The 23,643-nt window shown below is 39.0% G+C and carries 22 protein-coding genes; 14 read left to right on the forward strand and 8 right to left on the reverse strand.

Annotation, left to right across the window (positions count from 1 at the left end; translation table 11 throughout):
- Positions 1–32: 32 nt before the first annotated feature.
- Entirely contained in the window at positions 33–677 is a 645-nt protein-coding gene (locus FJR05_RS00620; RefSeq protein ID WP_168642324.1) for a ribonuclease HII, read from the forward strand.
- A gap of 2 nt (positions 678–679) precedes the next feature.
- Here FJR05_RS00620 and FJR05_RS00625 read toward each other — a convergent pair whose 3' ends face one another.
- The gene (locus FJR05_RS00625; protein ID WP_168642325.1) at positions 680–1,291 is read right to left on the reverse strand and encodes a DUF1997 domain-containing protein; all 612 of its coding nucleotides are present in this window, start codon (positions 1,289–1,291) and stop codon (positions 680–682) included.
- A gap of 108 nt (positions 1,292–1,399) precedes the next feature.
- Between FJR05_RS00625 and pheA the strand changes: the two genes are divergently transcribed.
- Entirely contained in the window at positions 1,400–2,263 is an 864-nt protein-coding gene (pheA, locus tag FJR05_RS00630) for a prephenate dehydratase (RefSeq protein WP_168642326.1), read from the forward strand.
- Here the strand turns inward: pheA and FJR05_RS00635 are convergent.
- Entirely contained in the window at positions 2,258–2,473 is a 216-nt protein-coding gene (locus tag FJR05_RS00635) for a hypothetical protein (protein WP_168642327.1), read from the reverse strand. The two genes, pheA and FJR05_RS00635, sit on opposite strands and share 6 nt — an antisense overlap.
- A gap of 16 nt (positions 2,474–2,489) precedes the next feature.
- On the opposite strand from FJR05_RS00635, the gene FJR05_RS00640 reads away from it, so the two are divergent.
- The 3 genes from FJR05_RS00640 (at position 2,490) to FJR05_RS00650 (ending at position 4,469) form a co-directional block, all read left to right on the forward strand.
- Positions 2,490–3,227 carry a GDSL-type esterase/lipase family protein gene (locus FJR05_RS00640; RefSeq protein WP_254446605.1) on the forward strand — a complete coding sequence of 246 codons (738 nt, stop codon included), beginning with the start codon at positions 2,490–2,492 and terminating at the stop codon, positions 3,225–3,227.
- 586 nt (positions 3,228–3,813) lie between these two features.
- The gene (locus FJR05_RS00645; protein WP_168642328.1) at positions 3,814–4,029 is read left to right on the forward strand and encodes a hypothetical protein; all 216 of its coding nucleotides are present in this window, start codon (positions 3,814–3,816) and stop codon (positions 4,027–4,029) included.
- 17 nt (positions 4,030–4,046) lie between these two features.
- Positions 4,047–4,469: a PIN domain-containing protein gene (locus FJR05_RS00650; protein ID WP_027401439.1), complete on the forward strand. Its 423-nt coding sequence runs from the start codon at positions 4,047–4,049 to the stop codon at positions 4,467–4,469.
- Between the two features lie 7 nt (positions 4,470–4,476).
- Here FJR05_RS00650 and FJR05_RS00655 read toward each other — a convergent pair whose 3' ends face one another.
- The 3 genes from FJR05_RS00655 to FJR05_RS00665 form a co-directional block, all read right to left on the reverse strand.
- A complete protein-coding gene (locus FJR05_RS00655; protein ID WP_168642329.1) occupies positions 4,477–5,682 on the reverse strand; it encodes an ABC transporter permease in 1,206 nt (401 codons plus the stop codon).
- A gap of 110 nt (positions 5,683–5,792) precedes the next feature.
- Positions 5,793–7,115 (reverse strand): efflux RND transporter periplasmic adaptor subunit, encoded by a 1,323-nt coding sequence (locus tag FJR05_RS00660; RefSeq protein WP_168642330.1) that lies wholly within the window; start codon positions 7,113–7,115, stop codon positions 5,793–5,795.
- Between the two features lie 196 nt (positions 7,116–7,311).
- A complete protein-coding gene (locus FJR05_RS00665) occupies positions 7,312–9,123 on the reverse strand; it encodes an ABC transporter ATP-binding protein (protein WP_168642331.1) in 1,812 nt (603 codons plus the stop codon).
- 1,108 nt (positions 9,124–10,231) lie between these two features.
- Between FJR05_RS00665 and FJR05_RS00670 the strand changes: the two genes are divergently transcribed.
- The 5 genes from FJR05_RS00670 (at position 10,232) to FJR05_RS00690 (ending at position 16,386) form a co-directional block, all read left to right on the forward strand.
- A complete protein-coding gene (locus FJR05_RS00670) occupies positions 10,232–10,585 on the forward strand; it encodes a hypothetical protein (protein ID WP_168642332.1) in 354 nt (117 codons plus the stop codon).
- A 191-nt stretch (positions 10,586–10,776) separates the two neighbouring features.
- Positions 10,777–11,910: a TOMM precursor leader peptide-binding protein gene (locus FJR05_RS00675; protein ID WP_168642333.1), complete on the forward strand. Its 1,134-nt coding sequence runs from the start codon at positions 10,777–10,779 to the stop codon at positions 11,908–11,910.
- 11 nt (positions 11,911–11,921) lie between these two features.
- Complete coding sequence (locus FJR05_RS00680; protein ID WP_371416760.1) at positions 11,922–13,259, forward strand: YcaO-like family protein; 1,338 nt, start codon at positions 11,922–11,924, stop codon at positions 13,257–13,259.
- Positions 13,260–13,277: 18 nt separating this feature from the next.
- Positions 13,278–14,006 carry a SagB/ThcOx family dehydrogenase gene (locus FJR05_RS00685; RefSeq protein ID WP_168642334.1) on the forward strand — a complete coding sequence of 243 codons (729 nt, stop codon included), beginning with the start codon at positions 13,278–13,280 and terminating at the stop codon, positions 14,004–14,006.
- Between the two features lie 544 nt (positions 14,007–14,550).
- Complete coding sequence (locus FJR05_RS00690) at positions 14,551–16,386, forward strand: ATP-binding protein (protein ID WP_168642335.1); 1,836 nt, start codon at positions 14,551–14,553, stop codon at positions 16,384–16,386.
- A 277-nt stretch (positions 16,387–16,663) separates the two neighbouring features.
- Here FJR05_RS00690 and FJR05_RS00695 read toward each other — a convergent pair whose 3' ends face one another.
- The 3 genes from FJR05_RS00695 to FJR05_RS00705 all read right to left on the reverse strand — a co-directional run bounded on the left by FJR05_RS00695 (position 16,664) and on the right by FJR05_RS00705 (position 19,481).
- On the reverse strand, positions 16,664–17,941 hold the full coding sequence (locus FJR05_RS00695; protein ID WP_168642336.1) for a pitrilysin family protein: 1,278 nt from the start codon (positions 17,939–17,941) through the stop codon (positions 16,664–16,666).
- A 131-nt stretch (positions 17,942–18,072) separates the two neighbouring features.
- Positions 18,073–18,978: an alpha/beta fold hydrolase gene (locus FJR05_RS00700; protein ID WP_168642337.1), complete on the reverse strand. Its 906-nt coding sequence runs from the start codon at positions 18,976–18,978 to the stop codon at positions 18,073–18,075.
- A gap of 2 nt (positions 18,979–18,980) precedes the next feature.
- Entirely contained in the window at positions 18,981–19,481 is a 501-nt protein-coding gene (locus FJR05_RS00705; RefSeq protein ID WP_168642346.1) for a HugZ family protein, read from the reverse strand.
- Positions 19,482–19,604: 123 nt separating this feature from the next.
- Between FJR05_RS00705 and FJR05_RS00710 the strand changes: the two genes are divergently transcribed.
- From FJR05_RS00710 to FJR05_RS00725, 4 genes are all read left to right on the forward strand, one after another.
- Positions 19,605–21,089 (forward strand): CIA30 family protein, encoded by a 1,485-nt coding sequence (locus FJR05_RS00710; protein WP_168642338.1) that lies wholly within the window; start codon positions 19,605–19,607, stop codon positions 21,087–21,089.
- A gap of 161 nt (positions 21,090–21,250) precedes the next feature.
- Positions 21,251–21,601 (forward strand): hypothetical protein, encoded by a 351-nt coding sequence (locus FJR05_RS00715; protein ID WP_174783534.1) that lies wholly within the window; start codon positions 21,251–21,253, stop codon positions 21,599–21,601.
- 244 nt (positions 21,602–21,845) lie between these two features.
- Positions 21,846–22,664 (forward strand): bifunctional hydroxymethylpyrimidine kinase/phosphomethylpyrimidine kinase, encoded by an 819-nt coding sequence (gene thiD, locus FJR05_RS00720; RefSeq protein WP_168642339.1) that lies wholly within the window; start codon positions 21,846–21,848, stop codon positions 22,662–22,664.
- Positions 22,665–22,894: 230 nt separating this feature from the next.
- Positions 22,895–23,551: a hypothetical protein gene (locus tag FJR05_RS00725; protein ID WP_168642340.1), complete on the forward strand. Its 657-nt coding sequence runs from the start codon at positions 22,895–22,897 to the stop codon at positions 23,549–23,551.
- Positions 23,552–23,643 lie beyond the last annotated feature (92 nt).

Consider the following 23,643-nt stretch of genomic DNA (forward strand, 5'->3'; position numbering starts at 1 on the left):
TCAAATAAATCAAACAAATCATAGTTTAGACAATGGGAGATATTAAACCTGCATCCTGGGATAATTCGAGTTGGTTAGAGTTTTCTACTTACTCAAATATGCAGGGTGCAGTTGGGGGTGTAGATGAGGTAGGAAGAGGCGCTTTATTTGGGCCTGTGGTGGCAGCGGTTGTTATATTACCAGTAGATGCTTTATCAATCCTGATGTTAGATAACATTAAGGATAGTAAAAAGTTGTCTAGTTCTCGGAGAACTAAACTGGCTCAAAAAATTGCCACTTTGGCTGTAGATTGGAGAATTGGTTATGCGACGACTGCGGAAATAGATGAGTTGAATATTTTACAGGCAACTCTTTTGGCAATGAGGCGGGCTGTTTTGAAGTTGCGGGTAAAGCCTGAACTGTGTTTGATTGATGGGAATCAGTTGGTGAAGAATTTACCAATACCTCAAGAAACAATTGTCAAAGGTGATGAGCGATCGCTTAATATTGCCGCAGCTAGTATCATGGCTAAGGTTTGGCGTGATGATTTGGTGCAACGGTTAGCGTTAAAATATTCGTTGTATGATTTAGAAAAAAACAAAGGTTATGGAAGTCCGCGTCATTTACTGGCGCTTCAAAAATACGGACCTTCATCTTTACATCGTCGTTCTTTTCGTCCTTGCCAAATTCCATCTTAAAATTACTCAAAATTTAAAGTTGGTAATATGACTCCTGACTCTTGACTCCTGACTCCTGCTGTATGATCAATGTCGTTATTTTGAGTTTGGGAGATTACCCAATGACGATAATCTGCTAAGAGGTGATGTAACAATCTTTGCTTAATTGTTAGTAAGACACTTTTGAGCAATCCATTTCCTGTAGTTTCTAAAATTGATTTGGGTGTAAAGGAAAATGGTTGTGGTATGTCTACTAAAACTTCCAAATCAGCTTTCCCTTGCAAGTGAGTTTCACCATTGAGTTGAACTGGTGACAAATAACCTTTTAAATTCAGCGAAAACCTTTCGTTAATATACTCAAAACCCAGTATTTCACAACCGAGCGATCGCAAATAAATTGTCCCGCTGGCATCTGCCCAAACTCTCATGTCTACCGTTGGTTGAATACTCAGTGACATAAAAGATAGAGGACGCATTTTTAACCGAAAAACTTCGTCAGAAAGTTGTTGAATTCTTGTATTATCAACTAAGGCATTAACTAAACGTTGAGGCTGCCGTAGGTAGTGTTGAATAGGAATAGATTGCTTAGGAACGGAAATTTCCACCGATTGCGAGGCAATAAACTTAGTAACCATGAGCAAATTAAACCATTTGTTTTTTCATTTTAATATTTTTTAACAATTTAAATTGCCAAAAATCTAACTTTTAATTTATTATTCATCAAATTCGCCAAATTTAACAGTATGAATCAGAAAATCGCTCATTTAGGGCCACCAGGAACTTATGCCGAACAAGCGGCTTTTTTTTATCTTAACTGGTTAAAAGCCCATCCAGAAATTAATTCTCAAAAAAGCTTTGAATTATGTCCATATTCTACCATTGCTCAGTCCTTACAAGCTATAGCAGACAAAGAAGCAGAAATAGCTGTTGTCCCGGTGGAAAATTCTATTGAAGGTAGTGTCAACATGACAATGGATAGCTTATGGCAATTGGGGAATTTAAAAATTCAGTTAGCTTTAGTTTTGCCGATTCAACATACATTAATTTCCTATGCCACAAAGTTAGATAATATTAAAACTGTTTATTCTCATCCTCAAGCGTTAGCACAATGTCAAGGATGGATAGCACAATTTTTGCCAAATGTCAATTTAATTCCTCGAAATTCAACCACTGAAGCACTACAGGGATTAGAAGAGGAGGTGACGACAGCAGCTATATCTTCTAGTCGGGCGGCACAATTGTATAATTTACCTATTCTTGCTAGAGGGATTAATGATTATCCAGAAAACTGTACTCGGTTTTGGGTAGTTAGCACAGAGGAAAATTATCCCATTGATTGTACTCATACATCTTTGGCTTTTAGCGTGCCAGCTAATGTACCAGGTGCATTAATGAAAGTATTGTCAGTATTTGCTAGTTTAGGTATTAATCTGAGTCGAATTGAATCGCGTCCGACAAAACGTTCTTTAGGAGAGTATTTATTCTACTTGGATGTTGAAGCGGATGTAAATGCACAAATCATGAAATCTGCTTTGGAAGAGGTGCAGAATTATACAGAAATTTTGAAAATTTTTGGTAGTTATAGTGTGTTACCGATTAGTTTATGATTGGGGACTGGGGACTGGGGACTGGGGACTGGGGACTGGGGACTGGGGATTGGTGAAAACTATTTTCTTCCTTCTGACTCCTGACTCCTTCTTCTTCATCCTGACTCCTGACCCTTCGACAAGCTCAGGGCATCGCTCCTGACTCCTGACTCCTGACTCCTGACTCCTGTAATAGTGTAAAAATATATAGAATATTCTGCAAATATCCATTACATTACTGTTTAAAATGCCAAGTTTTCCGACTTCTACCTTAATGCAAATATCTATAGCGCCAAAACTTTGTCAACCTTTAAAGATTGTCGCCTTGGGGGATAGCTTAGTATATGGATACGGTGATCCAGAGAAAGGTGGTTGGGTGGAACAATTGCGACGGTGGTGGATGTTACCGGATAGTGTGGGTCATGTGCTTTATAATTTGGGAGTAAGGGGCGATCGCACACAGCAAATATGCCAACGTTTAGAAGTGGAATTTCGTCACCGGGGAGAAATCCGCAATCGTGTTCCTGACTTGATTATTTTGTCTGTGGGTGTTAACGATACACCTCGGTTAAGAAGTCCTAACGGCAGAAATTACACAGATTTTGGTCAGTTTGAATCAGAAATCGCCACATTGCTGGATCAAGCTCAAAAACTCTGTCCTGTGCTGTTTGTGGGGATGGTTCCCGTAGACGAAAGCAAAATGCCCTTCCTTGATTGTTTATTTTATAATCATGCCGACCAATACCGCTACAAAGAAGCAACACGACAAGCTTGTGAACAAAGACAAATTCCCTATTTAGATATTTTTGATCAATGGATGCAGCGGAGTCAAGAATGGAGAAGCGATCGCATCACCAGCGACGGACTGCACCCCAACACCCTGGGTTATCAGGACTTATTAGAAGCCGTACTCAACTGGAAAGAAATATCTCAATATCATTGTCAAGCTGATTATCGGGCAGAATTACAGCAGGAGTTGAGATAAGTTGGCTGTCAGAAATGGCTAACGCCACGCTTCGCTATCAGGATGTCCAGGATTAAAAGATGAACAGAATAAAAACAGGGATTTTACAGCACTTCCCGATGTTATGAGGTACAAATGGCAGAGTTTGGGTTTATGGTCATTGTAAACCCCTGCCCCCCAAAAATCTACCCGATTAACCCTCCCGTACCGCTACCGTAAAAAGATATTTTGATAGTAGAAAAATATTTCTCAACGACGCTATAATAAAAAAATCTATACTTCAGTCACTGACTCAACCCTAAAGGGATTGAGCTTGTAAAGAACAAACTTTACGACGCAAGCAGCGACTAGCCCATTGAGACTAATCCTGATACGCACTTCCGAATACTTCCCCAGTTTGGATTATCTGCAAGACTGTTTGTTAAGTCGTTGGTTAAAGACAAGACATTTTGGATTAGTTGGGCGAGGGGACTTGAACGGGTTTGCTGGTTCCCGGGATTATATCCATTCAAAAATCAGCATTTAAATACCACAGTGAATAAATTCACTCGTGTAGCTTCCCTCTCAGGGCTAAAGCCACTGAATTTCCCGCATACCGCGAGGTTTTATGAAAAAAATAGAAATAGAACTAGATCAAGAAACTTATGACAAAATACAACAACTAACCCAGACTAATCATTGTCAAATCTCAGATTTAATTAAAGCAATGATTGAGCAATTGACTCAACCAGAAATCCTCAACGATTCATTTATTGGCAAATGGTCAGATGATGCAGAATTAGTTGATCAAATGGTTGAAGATATGTTAAAACATAGAACCTAAAAAATGCCAAATTAACAGTGAAAAATAAGACTTTAATTGATACAGATATTTTGTCAGAAATTCGCAAAGGTAAAAATCCCCAAGTTATAGCTAAAGCGATTGCTTATAAAACTATTTTTAAACATTATACGATATCTGTAATTACAGTTTCAGAAGTTATCAAAGGATGGAGAAAATTAAACCGCAATGATCGGATTCAGGAATTTTTAATAGATTTACCACAAATGGAAATTTTATCTTTAGAACAAAAAAGTGCTGAATTATCTGGATTAATTTACGCTGATTTAGAAAAAACTGGACAAACTATAGGATTAGCAGATGTATTAATTGCTGCAATTGCTATAGAAAATAATTTAATTCTAGTAACAGGAAATACTAAACACTATCAAAAAATTCAATCATTAGGCTATCCTTTGCAATTAGATAATTGGAGAGATTGATTTAGAATCAGCCACTTCTGAGGGCGACAATGGGGTCTAACATAGCAGCTTGTCGGGCGGGAAAGACACCGAAAATTAAGCCTATGCTACCAGATATTGTCACAGCCACAGCGATCGCATATAGAGGAAATTGAGGAGTTAAAGGCGTGAAAAATGCCAAGGGGATAGTTCCCCCAACTCCTAAAATTATCCCCAGCAAACAACCAGAAAGAGATAAAATAATTGCCTCAATTAAAAACTGGGCTAAAATGTCATTTTGAGTTGCCCCAACTGCCTTACGTAAACCAATTTCTTGAGTGCGTTCAGTCACAGAAACTAACATTATATTCATAATGCCAATACCACCTACTAACAAAGAAATAGCAGCAATTAAAGCTAATAATAAAGATAAAATCCCAGTTACCTGAACTACCAACTCTTGAAACTTTTTATTAGCGAAAACAGCCACATCTTTTTTACCATGAAGTCGAGTCAGAATATTAGTAATTTGAAACCCAGCGGCGCGAACACTATCTCTATTTTTGGCAGTCACTAAAATATAACTAAGAGGAATATCAGATATTGATCTCCGTCCCACTAACTTATTAGCAAATGTTGTGAGGGGAACAATAGCAGTTTGATCCAGATTCTCCCCAGCAAATGCACCCTTCGATTGTAATAAACCAATAACTTGAAACGATATATTATTAATTAGAACTTCTTCCCCAACAGGATTTTCATCACCGAAAAGTTTCCGACTAGTTTCTGCACCCAAAACAGTGACTTGAGCCTGTTCTTGCTGTTGTATTTGTTTAAACATTCTGCCAGTGACAATAGTAAGATTCTGCACAGCAAGCAAATCAGAAGTAGTGCCTTTAACAGTAGTTGATGTTAACTTATTATTAAAACTAATTGACATTTTTTGCTCATCTACAGGCGCAACTTTACTAACACTAGGAACTTGAGCTTTAATTGCTTCTGCGTCTGATAATACCAATTGAGCATCAGGAAATTTCATCCCTTCATCATCTTCAAAAGTGCTATATACCGTCAGTTGATTTGCTCCAAAAGCCTCAAGTTTACCCAAAACGAGATTTTGTGCGCCCTGTCCAATCCCAATCATACTAATAACAGAAGCATTGCCAATAATTATCCCCAACATAGTTAATCCGCTGCGGAGTTTATTAGCAGCGAGAGTTGCAAAAGCCATGTTCACACTTTCTAACAAATTCATAAAAATAGAAATTTACTTCTTTAATTTACTTCCTTCTTTCTTCTTTCTTCGTGTTCTTCGCTCCTTCGTGGTTCATTTAATCAATATTCTTCCAGTAAAAAGAGAGTAGGCTAAGATCCATTAATACGATCAATACCATCAATTAATTGATTAGCTGGTGGTTGGATAAAAACTCGTTCACCTTCCGAAAGTCCGCCCAAAATTTGCGTTTTATCACCGGATGTAATTCCTACCTGTATGGGATGAAATTTGGCTTGATTATCTTTGTCTGGTAACAATACACCCACTTGCCCCTGCTTACCAGAAACTACCGCAGCCGAGGGAATTACCAAAGCATTGCGAATATCATTTACCAGAAAAGTTAACTTGACATTTAGTCCTACCTTGAGTTTATCTTGACCCGTTGCCAAAGCAATTTTGACTCGCATAAAAGTGATATTCTCTTCCTTAACTCCTCTGGGAGCAATCAATCGAACTTTCCCTTGAAAAACTTGATCAGGAAAAGCATCCAGCCGAATTTCTACAGGCTGATTTTTCTGAATTTGCGCCATATTTACTTCGGGAACTTTAGCTTCTATTTCCAAACCACTGGATAATTCGGCAATGGAGGCACTAGTTCCCCCTTCATTAGTAGAAACAGAAGTATTTGGAGTTACAAAGTCCCCCGCTTGGGCAAAACGTCGGGTAATTAAGCCAGCAAAAGGAGCGCGAATGAAAGTATTTTCTAACTGATTTTCGTAAAATTGTAATTGGGCAGTTGCTTGAGCTACTTCAGCACCAGCTTTGGTAATTTCCTCAGTCGGATAACCGGAAAGTAGTTTTTTGAGTTGTTGTTGAGCAGATATCAGACTAAATTTAGCTTGTTGTAAGTTATCCTTGGCACTTTTCTCTTCATTCAAAGCTGCATCTAAATCATCACGAGATATCGCCCCTTGAGATACAGGATATTGTCTACGCTTAACTCGTTGAGAGGCTAATACCAAGCGAGATTCAGCTTCCCGGATTTGGGCTGTGTATTTATTTACATCAGCTTGAGCGATCGCAATTTCTTCTGGTCTATAACCCTTCCGCTTTTCTTGTAAATCGGCTTTTGCCTTCCATAACAGCGCTCGATACTGATTCACCTGGGCTTGAAAGGCTTGACGCTCCATTTCGGCGACTAATTGTCCTTTTTGGACAGAACTACCTTCATCTACATAGAGTTTGGCAATTCGACCGGCTTCTCTTGGGCCAATATTAATTTTGCGAACTGGTTGCACGACTCCATTGGTTTTGATTTTAATGTTTAAGTTGCTGGTAGTGACAGGAACTGTTAAATCTGTAATATCTTTTTTGCTAGGTTGATACCAATAACTGAAGTAAGCAATACCAATTCCCAATAAACCAAATGCAGTCAGCCCAATTAACCAAGGAATCGGATTTTTGATGTTCATAGCTGCTGCATAGAATAATATTTCCAGAATAATTGAACGCAGATAAACGCAGATAAACACAGATAAATACGGATGAATTTTTTCTATTTCTCAAACTCCTACTCTCCGTGCCTCTGTGCCTCTGCGTGTTAGCGAAGCGGGGCGAAGCCTGAAAAAATCATACCTTCATTCCGTGCAGCCTCAGATGTAATTGATGTTACACCCCATACTGTTCTACCTGCATATTCCATAGGGACGTATATTCGCCTCCCAGTTGTAAAAGTTCTTGGTGAGTACCATCTTCAATTAAATGACCATCTTTGAGGACTAATATCCGGTCAGCCATTCGCACTGAGGCTAATCTGTGGGTAATGAGAATGGTAGTTTTTCCTTCCGCTAGTTCCACAAAGCGCAAGTAGAAATCACACTCGCTGCGGGGGTCTAGTGCTGCGGTAGGTTCATCGAGAAGGAGTATTTGGGCTTCTTTGCGGACAAAGGCACGAGCTAGAGCTAATTTTTGCCATTGTCCTCCAGAAAGTTCTGTACCACCAAACTGTTTACCCAATTGTGTATCTTCTCCACTGGGAAAATCATCCACCAGTTTGGCGATATCGGCTTTTTCTACCGCATATCTGAGAATTTCTCGATTTTCTAGGGCGGCTAAATTTCCTAAGGCGATATTTTCTCCCAGGGTGAGCGAGTAATGTCCAAAGTCTTGGAAAACCCCTGCAATTTGCTGTCGCCACTGGTCTAAATTCAAATCTCTGAGGTCTATACCATCAACGATAATCCGTCCTGTGGTGGGGTCGTAGAGCCTGGTTAATAGCTTAACTAGAGTAGTTTTACCTGCGCCATTTTCTCCAACTATGGCTACTGTTTGTCCTGGGTAAAGGGTGAAAGAAATATCCTTGAGCGCTAATCTACCATCTGGGTAGTGAAAATCAACTTGATCAAAAGTAATACCTGAACGAATTGGAGTGGGGATTTTTACTCCAGGTATGTTCAATACCATTGGGGTGGGACTGTCGAGAAAGTTGAAAAACTGCTGCATATAAATAATATTCTCCAGTAAATCCAACCAATGACTGACAAATCTTTCTAAATTATTCTGGAAATAAGTTAATGATTGTACGAATAAAAGGACATTTCCTGGGCTTAACTGTCCTCTAAAAGCTTGCTTGACTACCCAATAGAAAGAAAATCCGTTTCCTAATGTACTGAGAATAGCTAAACTAGATGACCAAAATGCTTGTTTACCTCGCAAATGCCGCATGGATTGATGTAAAGATTGAAACGCTTGTCCGTAAAGCTGCATAAAAAATGCACCTAGCTGAAACAATCTAATTTCTTTGGCATAGGTGTCAGTGAGCATTACTGTCGTGTAATACTCCATTTTTCGGGCTTGGGGACTGTTTTCAAATAAAGTGATCCAAATCGCTCTACCATATTGGGAAGAAACTACTATTTGGGGTATAGTGGCGATCGCAATTACCAATGGTATCCAAAAAGCGAGGGGAATTAATAGCCCAATTACCACAATTAAAGTAATCAATGAGCGACTTAACTCCACCAAATTCTCAACTAGGTTTAACGGTTTATAGCTAACTTGTTGTTGAAGAATTTGTAACTCATCATAAAATTCAGCATCTTCAAAACGGCTCAAGTCTGCAAAACTATCAGCTTTTCGCATTAATAATAAACTAATGTGAGCCGCTAATTTATCATTGAGATTTCCTTGCAGTGCAAATATCCAAGGATAAAGAAGGGTTTCTAATAGCAAAGCTCCCACCCATGCTGCTACCAAAAACCACAAAATTGAATCATCTAATGCTTTACCAGTTGTTAAGGCTGTAGCCACAGTATCTACCACTAGTTTGGTAATCCAAACACTAACTCCAGGAAGAAACCCCTGTAATAAAGTTACAGCCATTAAAAACACCATTTCTTGAGGTGCTGCTGTCCATAACAAGGGTAAGGAACGTAATAAAACTCTACTGTAATCTTCAACCCAAACTCTTAAATCACTCATTAATTAACCCTGATTTTTTATAAAATGTTAGAGGTTGTTTGAAAAGTTTTAGGTTGTGATTTTAGGCACTTACCTTTAAATTTTCGGTTTACCTACTTAATAAATCTAGTTATTACTTAGGGCTTGCTGATAGCGTAGCGTAAGCCATATAAACCGAAAACCTAGATATATTAAGAGTTTCCTGGTTAAAAAAGTGAATTAGGTGCAAGGAATAAGGATTGAAACCATTAAAAACCTATCACTTTCTGGAATTTGAGACTATTCTTATCTCCTTCTAGTTCTTCCTCCTGACTCCTGACTCCTAGCCCTCACAGATAACTTTTTCAGCAAACCCTACTTAGAAGAGTTTATTCTTCAAAAATAAAATATGCAGTGATCAAATTCCATCCCTTTTAGTCTTGACCAGCAATCACTCACTGGCAAATTTATCAGGGATTTTTTCGGATTCTGCTATCTATTACTTTAATATTTTACTTTTGAAAATTTTTGTTCTCCACTTCTTAAGGATGAATATTTCCCAAATTTTCAACTATATGCTGTCTGACAACCTTACTAAAGGAGTAAATACAAAGAAATAGAACTACGCTTTTAAATCGGCTATGAGCATTATTTTAAATTTGCTTTAACTACAAAATTACCTAAAATTACAAGAATTTGATTCATCGTTAGCACAATTTCATAAATTGAGCCTGAATCTATCAAGAGATAAAATAATACTACTCAAGAAAGAAGAAAATTGTCTAGAAAAAGATATTCTTGTAGAAGTTGGATGAACAAATAAAGACATAATTGGCAATTCTGACAAGAGCAATTTTTATAAAAGACAAGGTTTTACGGAATATCAATTCCATCGACTAGTTGCCCGGACTGATCATAAACTGATTTTGCTCTTTTATGGACTAGTAGATTTTTGAAAATGAGTCTTCATGTTTTTTAAACTATACCTGTATCGGGGGTAATAGTTAGGCATTAATAATTACTTGATTTTCTGATTATTCTTCAAATTTGTGAATACTGAATGACTCAAAAAATCATCACGGCTTTTCATAAACTCAAATACAGATTTGTAACCAGGTTATTGAATTTAAGTTAAAAGGAGTAGGTGACAATGCTGGCAGAAAAAACACTGAATCAACCGACAATAGAAATGCGTTTGGTAGATCAAGCCGACAAATTAGAACGACTTCTGTTGTCTGAAGAGGAAATAGCAGCTTTAGAGAAATTAGCAATGTCGGAACTATTCGACTCTACAACTACTCAAAGATGGTTTGCTAATTGCGGTGGCTGTCGCGGTTGTGGTGGCTGTCGCGGTTGTCGTGGTTGTGGTGGTTGTCGTGGCTGTGGCTGTCGTGGCTGTGGTGGTTGTAGACCTTGCGGTGGCTGTGGTGGCTGTAAATTTGCCGATGATGGGACAGCATCAAATTTCATGGAAGACCTTGATGAGGTTGGATTTGGATACTAACTAAACCTGAAGATAGAACAGGGATTTAGTAATTTGAGAAACCGTATTTCTTGAGTTAATAATCATCAAATCTGACTAGAAAAGTCAATAGAAACCCTGTTTTTATTCAATATTTTTTTGTTGACAAAAACAGGGTTTTTAATTTTTTTGATTGCTATTGATAACAGGATTCAATTTTTGCAATAAAGTCTATGAAATTAAATGATGGTCAGCGACTCCGGCTACTAGAACACGTTGTGATTAATGTGATGCCGGCAGATTGCAGTGGGGAAGAAAGTATGATATTTAATACAACACGGCGAACGCTGAGAGTGCAGGGTCAAGCTCTGCATAATGTAGAAAACATTGTTTTACCTTTACTAGATGGCGATCGCACAATAGGAGAAATCCGCGATGCAATTGGCGAACAATTGACAGATTCTTCCCTCAATCAATGTTTAGAATTTTTGATGGACAATCGCCTAGTAGAGGAGTCTCTAGAAAATACAGATGATTTAGATAGTCGTGCTTATTTACTTCCTCAAATCAGCCTTTATCATGAATTAGGCTTTGACCAAAAAGATGCTCGGAAACACTTAGCTAATGCCAGGATTGCTGTTTTTGGACTGGGAGGTTCGGGACTGATAGCAGCAATTAATTTAGCTACTGCTGGTATTGGCTTTGTCCGTTTGTGCGATGATGCCTGTATTCTGCCGTCGGATTCTCTGATGATGTCAGGTTCGGGATTGAATAAAATCGGTGCTTTTCGGGGTGTGGAAGCCGCTCGACAGATTGAAGCCATTGGTGGAGTTACTCAAACTGAAATTGTTACAGATGATTTAAATGACGATGCAACCATCAATCCTTTGTTGGCGGACGTTGATCTGGTGATTGTTGCTACTGATGCCGTATCTGTAAATCTCGCCTATCGCTTGAATAGACTATGCCTGAAGATGCAGCGCCCATTGCTACCAGGTGGGGCGGCTGGGATTGAGGGAAATGTCGGTCCCCTGGTTTTTGCCAAGGATGGACCCTGTTATCTATGCTATCGAATGCGGTCTATGGCTTGTTCTAAGTTTCCAGAGGCAGAATTGGCGGTTGAACAGTTGCTCAACAGGGAACGGCTTTCTCAACCACGTCTGCGGGAAAATTTACCGATAGGTCAGATGTTGGTGGGAAGTTACATGGCTCTGGATGCGGTAAAGATGATGCTCGGTCTACCTATAGCTACTGACGGAAAACTACTACATATAGACTTACTTGGTACAAAACTTACTCATAACGTTGTCCTCAAAAAACCAGGTTGTCCCCATTGTTCAGTAAAGACGGGGAACGGTAAAAGATAGGAGAGAATACAGTGAATACAGCGATTGCGCGGAGCGCAGCACCAGAGGTGATCGCAAGTCCCCGCTGGCAAGATTTAGTCAGCCCCCATACTGGCATTATTCGATCCTTAGATAGATTCACCAAGCCTTATACAGAGTTCGATTTTCCGGTGTTGTGGCAAGCCGAATTAGCCAATTTCCAACTTCGTAAACAGCAGGATGATTTACGTTACGGTGTCGGGAGAGGCATGACCGATGAACAAGCCATTTTTGGGGCTGTGGGCGAAGCTATAGAAAGATACTGTGGTGGTATTGTTGATCATCGGCAACTAATGGTTGGTAGCTACGAAGAATTAAGTTATCGCGCCGTTTCTCCTTCAGTTTTTTCTCCTTTTTCTGACCAACAATACTCTCACCCAAACTTCCCTTTTCCAGCTTTCAATCCGACAACGCAGACTTCGTGGATAAATGCCCTTTCTTTATCCAGTAACCAACAGGTTTTAGTTCCAGCCTTTTTGGTTTATTTGGACTGGGACGGCAACCAACCAGGAGATCATATTTTACCTGTTAGTTCTAACGGTATGGCTAGTGGACCATCTTGGGAGTTTGCTGCCTACCGGGGGTTGTGCGAATTAATTGAACGTGATGCTTTCATCATTACTTGGTTAAATCGCTTACCTGCTCCGCGCATCTATTTTGACCACCTGCCAGGAATTGAGACAGAAATTGCCCGCCATTACGCCCGCTTTGGCATTGAATTAGTTGTCTTCGAGTTAATTACTGATATTCAGGTCCCAGTTTTCATGGCCATGTTAATTGACCGTTCGGGCAAAGGTCCGGCTGTCTCCACTGGTATGGGATGTCATCTTGATGCACCAACGGCTTTCCACAAGGCAGTTTTTGAAGTTTGTCAGGCTCGCTTTGGTGACATAGAACGGATGAAAACTGCGGCTGGGGCTAATCTTCATCAATATAGTGATATTCAGAATTTAGATGATCACAATGCTTTTTTCTACACAACATCTCGGTTAAATGAGTTGGATTTTCTGTTTCATCATGATCAATCTTGCCAAGTTGAATATCTACCAACTTACGAATCTGCATCAGAAGCGGAGAATTTGCAATCAGTAGTTACCAAGTTGCATTCAGTGGGTGTTGAACCTTATGTAGTGGAAATTACCGCCCCTGATATCGCCTCTCTTGGTTTCCGAGTGGTGCGGACTTTAGCCAGTGAATTAGTCCCTATCTATTTTGGTTATGGACAAGAGCCATTAGGAACTCGACGGTTGTTTGAAGTCCCAGAAAGGTTGGGTTATGGTGGCCGACGGACTGAAAATGACTTAAATCCCTGTCCACATCCGATGGCTTAAAATGAGGAAATTAGAACAATGCACACAGCCAATGAACCTCTGGAGTTAGCTCTTCTCTATCATTTGAACTCTCCAGTCCCGAAAAGTTATGTTAAGCGTGTTCCGGCTACTGAACTGCGATATCTGCCAGATGCTCCTTTTTTAGAACTGCCACCAGCACCACGGGATAACCTGCTGTCGGAACTTTTAGCACGACGTTCTTCTGTGCGATCATTTGAGCATCAGGTGATGCCACTCGTCTCCCTAGCTCAACTGCTGGATGCAGGATGTGGACTCAATGGACTGCGTGAGGTAGATAATCAATGCTATGAGGCTCGCAATTCTCCTTCTGCGGGGGGACTTTATCCCCTTGAGGTGTTCGTATCTACGCAAGTGGTGGAAGGTTTGGTTAGCGGACTATATCACTATGAACCTCGCGGACATGGGCTACATTGGGTGAATGATTCCGTACCAACAGATTTTATAGAACCATTTTTGCAGCAGGATTATATTGTCAATGCCAATGCTTTGTTTGTGTTTACATCGGTTTTTATGCGCTCAATGGGCAAATATGGAGCGCGAGGCTATCGTTTTGCGCTGTTGGAGGCTGGTCATCAAGCTGAAAATATCTGTCTAATGGCTGGGCAATTGGGGCTGGATAGTCTTTGTATCGGTGGTTTTCATGATCTGAGTTTAAATGCTATGTTGGGGATTGATGGGCAACGTCATGCGGCTATTTACTGTGTTGCTGTGGGCAGGAAAGGATGAATGTGTCTCACGCTCCAGGCGCAAAGAGGAGAAGTTTGAATTATTATTTACCACTGGTAAAGGTAACACCTTGAATCAAGTAGCGGTTAAAGAAGGCATAAATAGGTAAAACTATGTGCCAAAAAATTCCCCAGGCATTTAAACTATACTAAACACGGTTGAGACATGGACTTTTACAAAATCACGAAAACCCCAGATTTGTAGGGGTTTAGCTCATGCTTTACCCCTACCCATATCAAGTAATTAAACCGTGTTGAGTATATTTAGGGAAATTTACAAAAAATCGCCCCATCATAAAAATAAAAGTAGCATTAACCGGACTCGGAACAATCATTTTACTTTTCGTTACATATTTCAGTTTTTTTCCGTTCACTTACTTAGAAAATTTTAACTCTGGCGTTAATTTTGTGATATGTTTAAGTGTATTATTATTTTTAAGCTCGTAAATTAGTTAGACATAACCAAAAGAAAGTCTGGAGTTGATAGACAGAAATTTCTCTGTCTCAATCACTACTCAGACAAATAGCTGCTCCAGAGAAGACAGATGATAAATTTTCAAATTAGGCATTGGTTAAACCATTTGCTGGTGCAACAGAAAATAGCTTGGGGTTATGGACTATCGCTGGGAATTGCGATCGCTGGCACAGGTCTGGGAATTGTCTTAGCCGACCAGCAACAACGACAAGCGGAGGCAATGATCGAAGATGCCCTAGAAGAAATAGAAATCATCACTCGCTTGCAAATTGATGGGCTACAAACATTTGCTCATCAGCACCGGAGTAGTGACTTACTTTCTGATCCGGTGCATTTACAAGAAGAATATACAGAATGGCAGGAACATTACAATAAATTTCGCCAGAGTTGGAAAGAGTTTAAAGAGTCTGAGGGCGGCACAAAAGGGCAAGAAGATATTGAATTACCGGGTGAAGCCGAAGCTATAGATGCTTTTTTGGAAAAGTATGAGGGTGTTCCAGAAGCATACATCCAAGAACTTGAGCGACTACTTGCCAATTTCGATGCAACAACCTTAACCCCCGAAAAGATTGTCCGCTTGAGGGCAGGTTTAGCCAAACTAGAGCGAAGCACATTAACCGACCAGATTCATGATTTTATTCAAGATTTGAAGATGATCGGGATCATGAGTAAGAAGGAATACGCGGCGGCACAGGTCGCAATGAGCAGTAGTAGTATTCTGCGTTTATGGGTCATTGGTATAAGTATGGTGGCTTCAGTAGCGATCGCTATTCTGCTCTCTATTATGACCAGTCATACCATTGCCCGTCCTATTCAATCTCTCACCCAAATAACTCAACAAGCACTCAGGGAATCAAATTTTGCGCTGCAAGTTCCTGTGACAACTGGAGATGAGGTGGGAATCTTAACAACATCCTTCAATGAACTAATTGCTTCGGTAAAAATTTTGTTAGATCAGCAACACGAATATAACCAAACTTTAGAACACAAGGTAGATGAGCGCACCCAACAACTAAACCAAAGAAATATTGAGCTTAAAGAACTCTTAGAAAAACTCCGCAACACTCAAACTCAAATGTTGCAAAATGAAAAAATGTCTGCCTTGGGACTACTAATAGCAGGTATAGCCCATGAGATTAATAACCCGATTAATTTTATTCATGGCAACCTGATCCATCTAGAGAAATATGCCCAGGATTTGCTAAGTTTTATCCAACTTTACCAAAAATATTACCCAAATCCGGTGGCGGAAATTGGGAAAGTAGCAGAAGAAATGGATCTGTTTTTTTTGCAAGAAGACCTACCCAAAATTCTCCGCTCAATGCAAATAGGTACTAATCGTGTCCGCGAAATTGTTAATTCCCTTCGCAACTTCTCTCGCTTAGATGAAGCCGAATTTAAAACCGTCAATATCCATGAAGGCATAGATAGTACACTGCTAATTTTACAACACCGTCTCAAAGCCACTCCCAAAAGTCCAGGAATTAATGTGACTTGTGAATATGGTGATTTGCCATTGGTGGAATGTTATCCTGGTCCACTGAATCAGGTGTTTATGAATATCCTAGTAAATGCAATTGATGCCCTAGAAGAATTGAATATCAACCGAACCTATCAAGAAATCAATGATCATCCCAATCAAATTATGATTCGCACTGCGATGATTGATTCACAATGGGTAAAAATTGCGATCGCTGATAATGGTTCTGGCATACCTGAAACTGTTAGAGAGCATATTTTTAACCCTTTTTTTACAACCAAGCCCATTGGTAAGGGAACTGGTATGGGTATGGCTATCAGTTACCAAATCATTATTGAAAAACACAATGGCACATTAGAATGTGTTTCCACTCCTGGAGAAAAAACTGAGTTTATTATTCAAATTCCTGTTAAGCAGCTTGTCTAACACAAATACTGACGCGCTGCCACATTTTGGACGGAATCGGGTAAGAAATAATCCAAAAATGACGGGTAAAGGCAAGTAGGGGAGGTAGGGGAGTAGGGGAGTAGGGGAGTAGGGGAGGTAGGGGAGGTAGGGGAGGGAAGAACAAAAGTCATTATCCGTCAAAATGTCTTTGACAGACTACTAGAATAGTCCTGAGCAGGGTGAGATTTGATCACCGTTACAGTTTTGGTAACTGTCAGGATTTAACAACTACTCTCCAGTTTTTATCCTCTCACGGTTAAACGGGTTTGATGACAACGACACCATAAGCATCTGGGGATAGATAATCTTTGGCTGCTTGGATTAAATCAGTGGCTGCTTGTGCTTGAATATATTGGGGATAATTAAAGGCTGGTTCTAAGTCACCAATCAATGACTGATAATAACCATACAACCCCGCGCGATCGCTTGGTGTTTCATTCCCAAATATAAACCGATTGGCTACTCGTTGTTGAACACGGGCAATTTCTGATTCTTTGACCAATTCTGTTTGTAATCTGCGAAGATGTTGAATAATTCCTGCTTCCACAGCCGCTAAATTTTCTACATCACATTTAGCCGAAATCGAAAACACACCTTGCAATAAATTATTCATATTACTCACAGAAATTGAAGATACCAATCCCTGTTCTTCCCGTAAATCTCGCACTAGTCTAGATGTTCTCCCATGTCCTAAAATGCCGGCGACAACATCAAGGGCATAAGTTTCATCTAATTCCATCAATCCGGGAACTCGCCACATCATCACTAGTCTTGCTTGTTGGAGAGTTTCATCAACAACTTCCCGACGGACTATTTCTGTAAATGCAGGTTCAGGAATTGCTGCTATTTGTGTTAGTTTATTACTGGTTTGTTGATAATTTTTATTAAATTCTTCCGCAATAATTTCTACTAATTCTTCTACTGGTAAATTACCCACAGCCACTGCTGTAATTGATTGAGGTTGATACCAATGACCATGAAAATCTCGCATTTGTTGCGGTTTAACTTCAGAAATAACAGCTTCAGGTCCAAGTACGGGACGACGATAAGGTAAGGAATCAAAAGCAGTTTCCATAACATGACGATAAATGCGTCGTCTAGGATTATCTTCAGAACGTCTAATTTCTTCCAAAACTACTAATCGTTCCCGTTCAAAAGCATCATCAGGAATACTCGGATTACAAACAACATCTATTTGCAAAGGTGCTAATTCAGCAAAATCTTTAGGCGCAGTTGTGGTATAATAATGAGTATAATCTTGGCTAGTAGCAGCATTAGTTACTGCACCACGTTCTTCAATCCGACGTTCAAATTCACCACTAATGAGTTTTTGTGTACCCTTAAAAATCATGTGTTCTAGAAAGTGAGCCATACCATTAATAGCATCAGATTCCATTGCCGAACCAGTTTTTACCCAGACGTTAAGATTAACTGCGTCTATTGGCATTTGTTCGGCGATAATCGTCAAACCGTTGGGTAGACGGTGCAGTGTAGGTGCATTAAGGCGTGGAAGTTTGAGCAGAGTTGATGTCATTGGTTGTGGTGAGTGAAGAGCTATGTTACTTTTTCTATATTACAACTTTCTTGATGGTGTAAACCTTTTGCGGACAAGAAGTCAGAATTAAACGCAGATAAACGCAGATGAACACAGATAATTTTAGTCCTTTAGAGTTCTAATTTTCCAGTTTTGTTGTATTTTTGTAAAATTCCTATGACAACTGCTGGTATTTCTAAATGGGGCAAAATTCCTGTATCGGGTATTTCATGAAAACCCTGAATTGTCTCAGGATTTAAATTCGCTAACCGTCGTCCTAATTGCATATTGGTAAATTGGGCATTTTCACCCCACAATATCACAGTGGAAACTTGAAGTTGTTGAATATATAAACTCAAATCAAAATACAAGTTTCCCCGTAAAAAAGACAAAGCTGCAAACTTGGCTTGATATTGTTGTGCGGAACTCAAGTAAGCTGAAACCATTTCTTGTGTCACTCTTTCCGGGTTAGAAAATAGAAAACTCTGCAAAAAGTTTCTCACGGCAATTTCATTTTCTGCACCTAAAGCATAAATTAAATTATCTACTAATGGTGTATTAATTAAAGAAAGCGGTAATCTTCTCCCTGCACCTTCGCCAAAATCATTAAACCCCGCAGGACAAACTAAAAACAACGCTTTGAATAAATCAGGATAAGTTACAGCCAGACGAATAGTAAAAGCCGCCGTTAAAGAAGATGCGATGACAGTTACAGGTTGATCACAAGTTTGTGAAATAAACTCAAGAATCGTTGTTAAATAATCTTCAATTTGATAATCTCTCACAGGGTGAGCAGATTTTCCCCAACCAATTAAATCCGGGGCTAAAATTCGATATGTTGACCCATAAGCAGGGTAAATTTTCGACCATTCATAAGCAGACGCACCACCACCAAAGTTATGTAAAAATAATAATGGTGGTAAGTCTTGATTTTTGGTATTTTCCCAAGGACTACTAATTTGGGTGTAATAAACCATTGTCCCCAAAGATGTATGAATGAATTTGCTACCAAAACCCGGAGGTTGAAATTTCAGCATAATTATGAAAGTGAATCTTTGGTAATTTGTACAAGTTGATTTATATTATCATTACTAATATTATACGCAGCCCCAAACCCAATTACAAACCGTCCGCTATTCGGTGTCAGTTGCAAAATCCGAAAATCTGGTAAACTGCGTAATGTGGAAATCAATTCTCCAAACCTAAGCTGAAATTTATCAACAATTTCCTGCCATTTTTCAGTTTCCCTTTCTATCAAATTTGCGGTACAATCAAAGTTTAATCGCCGACGAGCAAAAATTTGTTGAGTTTTCATTTCGTCATCAATAAATAAAACACTCACAAAAGGATGATTTTGAATATTTTGGGTGTGAGTTGCTAGTCCACTTACATAAATATAGATGTTTTTATCATCGTCCATCACAAAGGGAGCATAACTAGCATTAGGGATGCCTTGTTTATTTACCGTACTAATAATAATGCTGGTAAATTCTTCAGGAAATTTCTCATATTCAGCTTGGGCGTTGGCAAATTGACTCATCACGGCAATTATCATATTGTATGAATATTATATCCAGATCCATCCAGATCCCCGACTTCTTTAAGAAGTTGGGGATATAAATCTGATATAATAAGACTAAGATAACATAATTAAATCGGAACTATGAATAATAACAACCGCTCTCGATGGGATTTATGCAGGTTTATTAAAACCCTAACTTACTTTGAAGTATTTCCAATTCTGAATTGGATACAAAAATTATTTCCAGGTAGTCCAACAGATCATCAAGATATATCGAAAGCAGGAGAAAATATGGCTGTAATTCTGGTAGCTGGTGCAACGGGTGGTGTGGGTAAACGAGTTGTTAAGAAATTAATAACACAGGGTTATAATGTCCGCTGTTTAGTTCGAGATATTGAAAAAGCACGGCAAGTTTTGGGTGATGATATTAATTTGGTAGTTGGAGATATTACCAAACCAGAGACTTTGACAAATTTAGTTATAGCTAATATTCAAGCTGTAATTTGTTGTACGTCAGTGCGTGTTCAACCTGTGGAGGGAGATACACCTGATAGAGCAAAATATAATCAAGGTGTGAAATTTTATCTACCGGAAATTGTCGGAGATACACCAGAAAATGTTGAATATCAAGGTGTGAAAAATTTAGTAACAGCAGCCGCAAAATCTCTGGTTGCTGCGGGTGAAAAACCGATATTTGATTTTACAAAACCATCAGATGAAATCAAAAATATCTGGGGTGCTTTAGATGATGTGGTTATGGGAGGTGTTAGTGCTAGTAGTTTCCAAATTAGGGAAAATACAGCAGTATTTACAGGTAATGTTTCTACTGCTAATTCTGGGGGGTTTGCTTCGGTAAGAACTAAGAATTTTGCACCTGTGCTGGATTTATCTGGTTATCAAGGTGTGAAATTGCGGGTGAAAGGTGATGGACAACGTTATAAAATATTTATCCGCACAGAATCAACTTGGGATGGTGTTGGTTATAGCTATTCTTTTGATACTGTTGCTAATACTTGGCTAGATATTCAGATTCCTTTTACAGATTTAGTTCCCGTATTTCGTGCCAAAATTGTTAAGGACTGTCCACCAATGGACATTAGCAAGGTTTGTTCTGTGCAATTAATGTTGAGTAAGTTTGAATATGATGGTGCTTTAAATCCTGCTTTTAATCCGGGGTTTTTCGCGCTGGAAGTTGCTTCCATTCAAGCTTATGGTGGGGAAACTTTACCTCAATTTGTATTAATCAGTTCCGCTGGGGTAACTCGTCCTGGAAGACCAGGAATTAATTTAGATGAAGAACCACCAGCGGTGAGATTAAATGACCAATTGGGAGGAATTTTAACTTGGAAGTTGCGAGGAGAAGAAAGTCTGAAAGCTAGTGGTATTCCCTATACAATTATTAGACCTTGTGCTTTGACGGAAGCAGCAGGTGGAAAGGAGTTAATTTTTGAACAAGGTGATAATATTAAGGGAAAAGTTAGCCGTGATGATGTGGCGGAAATTTGTGTTCAAGCAATTAAAGAACCAAAAGCAAGTTATCTCACTTTTGAAGTTAAGGAGAGTGAAGTAATTGCTAATAACCTAAATTGGAAAAATCTATTTTCTTCTTTGCAAGCTGATAAATAAAATGGTTCTAAGGTAGGTTGGGTAGAACGAAGTGAAACCCAACATTGACGGTAAGATGGTAAAATTTGTTGGGTTTCCTTGCGTCAACCCAACCTACAATAAATATTGTTTTATAGAAAGGGAACGGTAGAGTCATTTTCATTTAATAAACTTTAACAAATATGATCTTAAAAAGATGGTTGGTAATTGGGATATGTGTGTTTGTTGTTTGGAGTAGTGTTTTATTAAATTCTGCTTTACCGCAGCAAGTTGATTTCCGCGTTAATAATTTAGAGTCTGATGTTAGAAGTTTGCAATTACGTTTACAACAACTTGAGTTAATGGTTGGTAAAAATAATCAATTACCTGTGGCTAATAGTCCTCAACTTTCTTCTAATGCAAGACAGAATTTATCACAATTGCAACAGGACAAGATGTTCAAGAATTTGGCTACTTTGGTGGTTGAATTAAATCAGAAAATTAATAAATTGACAATTCGGGTTAATCAATTGGAGAAACTAAATATCAAGTAAAGGTCAATCTGGTAATGATTTTTGATCAGACTAAATTTTAGGATATAGCCGTTGTCACTAGGATGCAATTATAGCGTTTCCTAGTCTAATGAGGGACAAAATTATCTGTGTTCATCTGCGTTTATCTGCGTTTAATTCTGACTTCTTGTACCTCACTTGCATGGGAATTGCTATATGTGTAATATAATCGAGGGCGCAGACCCTGCGCCCCTACACACTTGAGGATTTGCTATTAAACTCTATTATGACAATAAACAAAACTTTCGTGCCTGTGGCTTTAACTATTGCTGGTTCTGATAGTGGTGGGGGTGCAGGAATTCAAACTGATTTACGGACTTTTGCTTTTCACTGTGTTCACGGAACAAGTGCTATTACCTGCATTACAGCCCAAAATACTGTAGGAGTTAGTAGGGTTGATGCGATCGCTCCCCAGTCCATTATCGCTCAAATTCAGGCGGTTGTAGAGGACATTGGCGTACAGGCTGCAAAAACGGGAATGTTACTCAATCAAGAAATTATTTTCGCTGTAGCCCAGCAAGTAACAGCTTATAAAATTGAGAATTTAGTGGTTGACCCTGTGATGGTATCACGCACAGGAGCGCAATTAATTGATGATGATGCTATACAAACCCTGCGGAAGACTTTAATTCCCTTAGCAGCTATTATTACCCCAAATCGCTATGAAGCGCAGATTTTAAGCGGGTTAGAAATTACTTCTTTAGCAGATATGCAAGCAGCAGCGGAAATTATCCACAGGGAAGTGGGAGTTAAGGCTGTTTTAGTCAAGGGTGGGGGAATGTCGGGAAATTTGCGAGGTGTTGATGTTTGGTTTGACGGGGAACAATTGGAGATTTTGACAACGAAACAAATAGAGACAAAAAATACTCATGGTACAGGTTGTACTCTATCAGCGGCGATCGCTGCTAATCTAGCTTTAGGTAAAGACCTATGGACATCAGTGCAAATAGCCAAGGAATATGTGACAAATGCTCTTACCTATTCTTTAAGTATTGGTAAAGGACAAGGCCCAGTAGGACACTTTTTTCCATTATTGATCAAATAGATTTATTTATTAAGAGTTGTATTAATTACATAAAATCAGTTATTATACTGGTAGTTTTCATTATTGAACCCTTCTTGTCTCTTTTTTTGTAATTCTCAACTCCTGATATTTTTCCCCATCTTTGCCTTTTGTGCATTTTTCTATTATTCTTGGGCATAATCTCATAAATAATTATATTCTGGTGTTGCGTACCCTTACTCTAACTACCGTATTTTGATACTAACAATTCCATGAAAACAACTACAGGATCTCACTATAGTCAACCACCTAATAACTACCCCCCTTCGGTTCCCCTGTGTGTTTATCGAGAGTTGACAGCGGAGTTACAAGCGGTCCAATCCAAATTGGATGTCATTACCAGTCATAATCAGAAATTAGTCCAAGAAAATCAACAACTGCGTCAAGAAATTACTAAAGTAATTCAGTCTTGCTTAGAACTGCAAAAGTTAATTGATACTCCAGCACCCAGTTCTCCCGCACCACCTCAACCCCGTAATGACGAGGTACAATATCAACCTCAACCTACACCCCGTAATCATAACGAGGTGAGACATACAAATCAGCCAACCGTTAAAACAGCACCTTCACGTCAACAGCCTACGGAATCTCGTCGAAAAGCAGTAATCAAAACTACACCTTCTCAAAACCGCCGTCAGGAGTCTGCTACACCTATCAAGGATCTAAATTTTCCAGTTTCAGAAACAGTATTTATAGAAGAAGAAAAAGTCCGTTATTCTCCTAATTCTCATTTTCAGACAAAAGGATTAAATGGTTGGTGGCTAGTAATTACTATTATATTTATAATGATAACTGGTTTTGCGGCTGGGTATTTAATTGTCCGTCCTTTATTCCAAAATCAAACCCAACCTTCAACAATTAAAAATTGAAAAACAAATTAATTGGTTTACTTATCTAAAAATGAATGTAACTGTTCACACTCCCCCACTAAAAAGGAATTAGGAAGTAACAGGGATAGGAG

The organism is Dolichospermum sp. UHCC 0259, assembly GCF_009711935.1.
Classification (GTDB): Bacteria; Cyanobacteriota; Cyanobacteriia; order Cyanobacteriales; family Nostocaceae; genus Dolichospermum.